The organism is Pseudomonas silensiensis, from assembly GCF_050434865.1.
Taxonomy (GTDB): domain Bacteria; phylum Pseudomonadota; class Gammaproteobacteria; order Pseudomonadales; family Pseudomonadaceae; genus Aquipseudomonas; species Aquipseudomonas fluorescens_W.
In genome coordinates, this window is the sequence record NZ_JBNDJH010000011.1 from 209453 (window position 1) to 216604 (window position 7152).

Sequence of the window (7152 nt, forward strand, 5' to 3'; positions counted from 1 at the left end):
ATCATGACTGCACGCAAACCGGAAATCATCATCACGTATTGCACGCAATGCCAGTGGCTGTTGCGTGCTGCCTGGCTGGCCCAGGAACTGCTCAGCACCTTCGGTGACGACTTGGGCAAAGTGTCGCTGGTGCCCGGCACCGGTGGGGTGTTTCACATTTTCTGTGACGACGTTCAGATCTGGGAGCGCAAGGCGGATGGCGGTTTCCCAGAGGCCAAAGTGCTGAAGCAGCGGGTCCGCGATCAAATTGATCCGGACCGCGACCTGGGGCACAACGACCGCACTCAGTGAGAGGCGGCTTCTGCCGCAACGGTCTTCTTGCTTGAGCCGCCCGAGAGTCGGCTGGAGACCACGATCGCCACGATGATCAACGCGCCACCGAGCAGCATGCGCAGCGTCGGATTTTCATCAAACAGCAGCCAGGCCATGGTGATGCCGTAAACCGGCTCAAGGGCGAACACCACGGCCGCGGTCCGCGCCTTGATCACTGCCAGGCTGGCGACAAAAAGACTGTGGGCGACGCCGGTGCAGAACACCCCGAGTAGACCGATCCACAACCAGTCGATGGCGCGCACTTCACTCAACTGCGGTGCCGCAATCGGCAACAGGCACAACGCGACCACCACGTTCTGACACAGCGCAGCCTGCACCGCCGGGATTCGCCCGGAGCTGGCACGGTTGGTCAGCGATAGCAGAGAGAACAGCAAACCTGAGCCCACCGCCCACAGCAGGCCAGTGGTGGCGCCGCTGGCCAGATCGAAGTCAGGGGTGACCAGCACCAGCCCGACACTGACCAGCACCACCAGCAGGATTTCGTTGGCGCGAATCCGCTCGCGGAAGATCAACCCTTCAAGGATCACGGTAAACGCCGGGAAGCTGGCGAAACCCAGGGTCGCGATTGCCACGCCCGCGACCTTCACTGCAATGAAAAAACTCACCCAGTGTCCGGCCAGCAACAAGCCGCTGAGCAACAGTCGGCGCCAGTCCACAGCCTCGAGTTTCTGCCAGCGAGTAGTGCTGGCGAACCGCGCAAACACGGCCAACGCCAGCACAGCGAACGCGGCACGACCAAAAACGATAATGGCGGGGGAAGCCGCAGCGAGTTTGCCGAACACACCGGTCAGGCCGAACATCAGTGCGCCGATATGCAAAGCGCCAAGGGCGGTACGGGGAGTCATTGCAATCCTTGAGAAACGTATAGAGCCAGGCCGGAGACAACGCCGTCCCCTGTAGCAGCTGGCGAAGCCTGCGTCCGGCTGCGAAGCAGTCGTAATATCAGGGCACCGCGGTCTTTCTGATGCACCGTGCATGCAGTTTTACGGCTGCTTCGCAGCCGGACGCAGGCTTCGCCAGCTGCTACATTTAATCGTGCAATGCCCAGCTACGTCTGTCGCCAGACTATCGTTCTTTGTCGCCAGCCTCGCGCCGCAACTTGCCAGGCGATGCGCCAAACTCCCGCAACACCGCTGCAGCAAATGCACTCTGCGAACTGTAACCCACTCGACTGGCTACCTCGCCAATGGGCAATGGCGAATCCCGCAGCAGTCCCACAGCGATATGGAGCCGTCGACTGCGGATGTAATCCATCGGCGTCTGCCCGCATTCAGCAACGAACCGTGCATGCAGCCGAGCGCTGGACAGACCAGCGACGCGCGCCAGATCGGCGACTTGAAGTGGATAGGCTGCGTACTGATCGATGTGCGCATTCAGCGCCGCATAAGGCAGGCGCCGACCGCCGACGATCTCGGGTTTGGCGTTGTTGAGGCTGGCCAGCAGCAACACCGCGCCTTGTTGCGCGATCAATGGATCGCTGACCTGACTGCCCGCCAACCAACTGACCAATTGGCTTTGACCGGCATCCAGCGGCAGGCGACCGGCGTTGTCGAGCAAACGACGGCTGGCCTCGGCGTGATCACCCAGGGACTGAGCAACCCATTGGTCGCTGGGCACATCCAGCACCAGGCAACGGCTGCCATTGGCGCTACCGCAGGCGTGATGGAAACCGGACGGCACCACCACGAAACTCTGCTGGACCACCTGGCTGCCATGCCCGTCGACCTCGAAATCCAGCGCACCCGACAGCCCGAACACCAGCTGCGCGTGGTCGTGGCTATGGACGATCAGGTCATGCGTGTATTGGCGTAGCGTGAGGATCGGTCTCATCGCAGGTCTCCCGGGCAAGGTTGCCAGTTTACACCGTGGGCAATCGTGGGGCGCTGTCACAGGACTGACTCGCCACTGTCATGGGCAATTAACCCGACCGGCGCAAGCTTGCAAAAACTTATCCAGAGGGTTGCCCATGACCAGCGCCGAGCTCGCCAAACCCAGTCGTAAGCAACGTGTACGGACCTTGTGGATTTCCGACGTGCATCTGGGCACCCGGGATTGCCAGGCCGAACACCTGTCGCAGTTTCTCAAGGGTTATCACGCGGACAAGGTCTACCTGGTCGGCGACATTATCGATGGCTGGAAGCTGCGCAGCGGCATGTACTGGCCTCAGGCGCACACGAACGTGATCCGCCGCTTGCTGACCATGAGCAAGCGCGGCACCGAGGTGATCTACGTCACCGGCAACCACGACGAATTCCTGCGCCGCTACTCGAAGCTGATTCTGGGCAATATCCAATTAGTGGACGAGGCGGTGCACGTGACCGCCGATGGCCGGCATCTGTTGGTGATCCACGGCGATCAGTTTGATGTGATCACCCGGTATCACCGCTGGCTGGCCTTTCTCGGCGACTCGGCCTACGAATTCACCCTGACCCTCAACCGCTGGCTCAACCATTGGCGCGCACGCTATGGCTACGGTTACTGGTCGCTGTCGGCGTACCTCAAGCACAAGGTCAAAACCGCGGTCAGCTTCATCAGCGATTTCGAAGAAGCCATCGCTCACGAATGCGTCAAACGCGAGTTGCACGGCGTGGTGTGCGGGCACATTCACCATGCCGAGATACGCAAGGTCGGCGGAGTGGATTACCTCAATTGCGGGGATTGGGTGGAGTCGTGCACTGCGCTGATCGAGCATTGGGATGGCTCGATCGAGTTGTATCGATTGGCGGATGCCCAGGCGCGGGAGGCCGAGTTGAAGGCCGTCAAAATCGCAGAACCGGCTTAAGAACAAGGTGCTTGGGCGGGTCTCTTCGCGAGCAGCAGTCCCCGGCAGTTTTCAGGCTGGCGAATGTTCTTCCATCGCCGCCTTGTAAATTGAATGCTTGGGCTGCGCAAACAACCGCTCCATCATCGGCTCAAAGAAGCTCAACGGCAGGGTGTCATACGCCGGATCAAACGCCGCCGCATCGTATTTGGCGCAAAACTCAATGGTCGCCTGATACTGCGGATGTCCGCTGAATTGCTCGCGCAGATGCCGGTCCATCCCTAGATGATGGAAGAAGTAATACCCCTGGAAAATTCCGTGTTTCTCGACCATCCACAGGTTCTCGGCGCTGACGAACGGCTTGAGGATTGCCGCAGCGATGTCCGGATGGTTGTAGGAACCCAAGGTGTCGCCGATGTCGTGAAGCAGCGCGCAGACCACGTATTCTTCATCGCGGCCATCGCGCCAGGCACGACTGGCGGTTTGCAGGGAATGGGTCAGGCGATCCACCGGGAAGCCGCCAAAATCACCCTCCAGTAATTTCAGGTGCGCCACAATCCGTGTCGGCAGTTGCCTCGCATAGGCACTGAAATCTGCGGCGATGATCGCCCAGTCTTCCTGCGTGCCGTCCTGCATGTGGGTGAAACGGGCGCTGGCATTCATCGGCTATCCTCTTGTTCTTATCGAAAGGGATTTTTTGAGTGTAGAACCTGGATCCAATGCCGCACTGGCCGCGCAGGACGCTTTTGTGGCCCATCGGGCCTAGAACGGCACGCGACCCAGAATCATGTCTCGGTACATCACGAAATCGCCGAGCAGGCTGTAAAACGGATGTTGAAAGGTCGCAGGACGGTTCTTCTCGAAGAAGAAATGCCCGGCCCAGGCGAAGCTGTAACCCGCCAGCGGAAGGGCCCATAACAGCAGCCAGGCGCCTTTGCCGATGGTCAGGGCCAGGATAAAAATAACCAGCGTTGTGCCGATAAAGTGCAGTCGTCGGCAGGTGCTGTTGCTGTGTTCGCTGAGGTAATACGGGTAGAACTCAGCGAAGCTGTTGAAACGTTTGATGTTTTCCACGACTGCGATCTCTGTGGTTATTGTTCTGACTGCAAGATGTTCTGCGGGTAGCTTATTTGAGTCTAGAGTGATCATTGGTATCAGCCAGTGACAATAGGCGCCACTTTAGTATCCTTCGGAAATTGGCCGTAGCATGCGGCTCATCATGTAAGTGGACGACATGAGCGAACGAACGACTTCTGCAAGCTGGGCGATGGGGATTGTCAAAGCACTGGAGATGGACGGCCTGGATTGCCGGGTTCTGTTCAAGCAGCTGGGGCTCGACTACGCGGCACTGGATGATCCGGACGCGCGCTTCCCGCAAGATTCCATGACACGTCTGTGGCAGCGCGCGGTTGAGCTGTCCGGCAACCCGGCGATCGGCTTGAACATGGGCAAGGTGGTGCGACCAGCCTCCTTCCATGTGGCGGGCTACGCCTTGATGTCCAGCCAGACCTTGGCCGAAGGCTTTCAACGGCTGGTGCGCTATCAACGGATCATTGCGGAAAGTGCCGACCTGAGTTTCCGATTGTTGGAAGAAGGCTACGCGCTGATTCTGACGGTCCACGGCGACCACCTGCCACCAACCCGGCAGAGCGCCGAAGCGTCACTGGCTTGTGCCCTGGCGCTGTGCGGCTGGTTGACCGGGCGCACCCTGCAACCGCGCAAGGTGCTGGTGCAGGGCGATCAGCCCGTCGATCTCGAACCCTATAAACAAGCCTTCCATGCGCCTTTGGTGTTCAACGCACCGTATGACGCCTTGATCTTCGAACGCGCGGACATGGAGGCACCGCTGCCGACCGCGAATGAGGCGATGGCGCTGTTGCATGACCGGTTTGCCGGTGAATACCTGGCGCGGTTTTCCGAGAGTCGCGTGACCCACAAGGCGCGGCAGGTGCTGTGCCGTTTGCTGCCCCAGGGCGAACCCAAGCGCGATACCGTGGCGCAGACGTTGCACTTGTCGCAACGCACCTTGCAGCGACGCTTGCAGGAAGAGGGTACGAGTTTTCAGACGTTATTGGACGACACCCGACGTGAATTGGCAGAGCAGTACCTGGCGCAGCCGACCATGACCCTGCTGGAAATTGCCTACCTGCTGGGGTTCGCCGATCCGAGCAACTTCTTCCGCGCTTTCCGCCGCTGGTTCGACGCCACCCCCGGCGAGTACCGGTCGCGGCTGATGGGCGTGTCTGCGCCTGTCAGTGACGCCAGAATGCCGGAATACATAGAACAAACACCGTAATGATCTCGAGTCGGCCCAGCAGCATGCCGAACGAGAGAATCCACTTGGCGGCGTCCGGCAGAGTGGCAAAGTTGCCCGCCGGGCCAATCGTCTCGCCCAGCCCCGGACCGACGCCAGACACCGTGGCGGCCGCGCCGGTGAGGGCGGTCATCCAGTCCACACCGAGCAGCGACAACAGCAGCGCGATGACGCAGATGGTGATGGCGAAGAAGAACGAAAAGGTCAGAATCGAACGCACGATTTCTTCGTCGAGACGGTGACCGTTGTACTTCTGCTTGATCACCGCGCGCGGGTGAATCAACTGGTTAAGGTTGGCCTTGAGCAGGATGTACGCGACCTGGAAGCGGAAAATTTTGATCCCGCCAGCGGTCGAGCCCGAACAGCCGCCGATAAAGCCCAGATAGAAGAACAGCATCAGCGAGAAATTGCCCCAGAGGCTGTAGTCCCCCAGCGCAAATCCTGTGGTCGTGACCACCGAGGTCACGTTCAGCGCCACATGCCGCAGGGCTTCCAGCCAATGCAGCTGGGTGGTCCACCAATACCAGGTGCCGAGCACCAGCCAGGTCACCAGCAACATGCCGAGCAGCCCCTGAACCTGTTCATCCTTGATCAGTGCTTTGCGGTTACCGCGCAAGGTCGCTACATACAGGGTGAACGGCAGGGCACCAAGAATCATGATAACGACCGCGACCCAATGCACAGCAGGCTCCGGCCACTTGGCCAGAGACTGGTCGGACGTTGAGAAACCGCCGGTGGAAATCGCTGACATCGCGTGGTTGATCGCATCGAACGGGCTCATCCCGGCCCACCAGAACGCCAGGCTGCCGAAAATGGTGATGCCGACGTAGGCCGCAACGATCAAACGCGCCACCATGTGCGAACGGGGCATGACTTTTTCGGAACGGTCCGACGACTCGGTCTGAAACAGCCGCATGCCACCGATGCGCAGCAGTGGCAGAATCGCTACCGCCATGCCGATAAAGCCGATGCCACCGATCCAGTGCAGCAATGAGCGCCACATCAGGATGCCGGGAGACATGTTATCCAGGCCCGTGAGCACCGTCGCACCGGTGGCGGTGATGCCGGACATGCTTTCGAAGAACGAATCGGTGTAGCTGATGTGCTGGGTCAGCAGGAACGGCAGCGCGGCGAAGATGCACACCACCAGCCAGCTGCTGACGGTCAGCAGGTACATGTCTCGCGGACGCAGGTGTACATGTTCCGGGCGACCGGGGATAACCAGCGCGAGGCCGGCGACAAAGGTAATCATGCTCGCCCAGAGGAACGACGGCAGGTCGCTGGTGCGGTCGAAAATCACCAGCGTGGCCATGGGCACGACCATGGAGATGGCCAGTGTGATCAGGAAGATGCCGATGATGAAACCAATAGTCCGTAAGGTCGGCAACGCCATGAAGTCCGCTCGGGCTGAAATAGGGAAGGGCGCCATTCTACCTGTGGGGCCTGCTATGTAAACCGGCACTCCCGAGGTGGTTGCCGGGCCTGCCATCAATTATTGCCTGTGCCGCGCCGGGTCTGCTGTTGTGCAGGGCAAGGCGCGAGGAGCGTAGTTTGGTCATTCCAAATAAGCTCCGAGCAACGCAGCCCTGCACAACAGCAGGCCCGGCCCTTCGGGTTGTGGCGGGGGGCGGGGGCGGGGGGGGGGGGGGGGGGGGGGGGGGGGGAAAAACAAACCCCCCGCCCGCGACAGAGGGACGCCCGCGCAACCAACAACAACCGCCCCGGCCAAAAAGAAAATCAAAGC

The 7152-nt window shown here is 60.3% G+C and carries 8 protein-coding genes; 3 read left to right on the plus strand and 5 right to left on the minus strand.

The features are described from left to right. The first annotated feature begins 3 nt into the window (after window positions 1-3). The gene (locus QF010_RS17840) at window positions 4-291 is read left to right on the plus strand and encodes an Rdx family protein (RefSeq protein WP_033055915.1); all 288 of its coding nucleotides are present in this window, start codon (window positions 4-6) and stop codon (window positions 289-291) included. Here QF010_RS17840 and QF010_RS17845 read toward each other — a convergent pair. Together QF010_RS17845 and QF010_RS17850 are read right to left on the minus strand one after the other, a co-directional pair. Next, window positions 285-1178 (minus strand): DMT family transporter, encoded by an 894-nt coding sequence (locus QF010_RS17845; protein WP_033055916.1) that lies wholly within the window; start codon window positions 1176-1178, stop codon window positions 285-287. The genes QF010_RS17840 and QF010_RS17845 overlap by 7 nt on opposite strands. Before the next feature lie 220 nt (window positions 1179-1398). Further along, entirely contained in the window at window positions 1399-2163 is a 765-nt protein-coding gene (locus QF010_RS17850; RefSeq protein ID WP_033055917.1) for a helix-turn-helix transcriptional regulator, read from the minus strand. Window positions 2164-2299: 136 nt separating this feature from the next. On the opposite strand from QF010_RS17850, the gene QF010_RS17855 reads away from it, so the two are divergent. After that, the gene (locus QF010_RS17855; protein WP_033055919.1) at window positions 2300-3115 is read left to right on the plus strand and encodes a UDP-2,3-diacylglucosamine diphosphatase; all 816 of its coding nucleotides are present in this window, start codon (window positions 2300-2302) and stop codon (window positions 3113-3115) included. Between the two features lie 51 nt (window positions 3116-3166). On the opposite strand, the gene QF010_RS17860 is transcribed toward QF010_RS17855, so the two are convergent. Together QF010_RS17860 and QF010_RS17865 are read right to left on the minus strand one after the other, a co-directional pair. Beyond that, window positions 3167-3757 carry an HD domain-containing protein gene (locus tag QF010_RS17860; RefSeq protein WP_033055921.1) on the minus strand — a complete coding sequence of 197 codons (591 nt, stop codon included), beginning with the start codon at window positions 3755-3757 and terminating at the stop codon, window positions 3167-3169. Window positions 3758-3856: 99 nt separating this feature from the next. Further along, a complete protein-coding gene (locus QF010_RS17865; protein WP_008156143.1) occupies window positions 3857-4168 on the minus strand; it encodes an Mpo1-like protein in 312 nt (103 codons plus the stop codon). 160 nt (window positions 4169-4328) lie between these two features. Here QF010_RS17865 and QF010_RS17870 point away from each other — a divergent pair, with 160 nt between their 5' ends. Then, window positions 4329-5390, plus strand: a complete 1062-nt coding sequence (locus QF010_RS17870; protein ID WP_429533632.1) for an AraC family transcriptional regulator — start codon at window positions 4329-4331, stop codon at window positions 5388-5390. On the opposite strand, the gene QF010_RS17875 is transcribed toward QF010_RS17870, so the two are convergent. Next, window positions 5347-6801 (minus strand): TrkH family potassium uptake protein, encoded by a 1455-nt coding sequence (locus QF010_RS17875; protein ID WP_429512299.1) that lies wholly within the window; start codon window positions 6799-6801, stop codon window positions 5347-5349. The genes QF010_RS17870 and QF010_RS17875 overlap by 44 nt on opposite strands. Window positions 6802-7152: the final 351 nt, after the last annotated feature.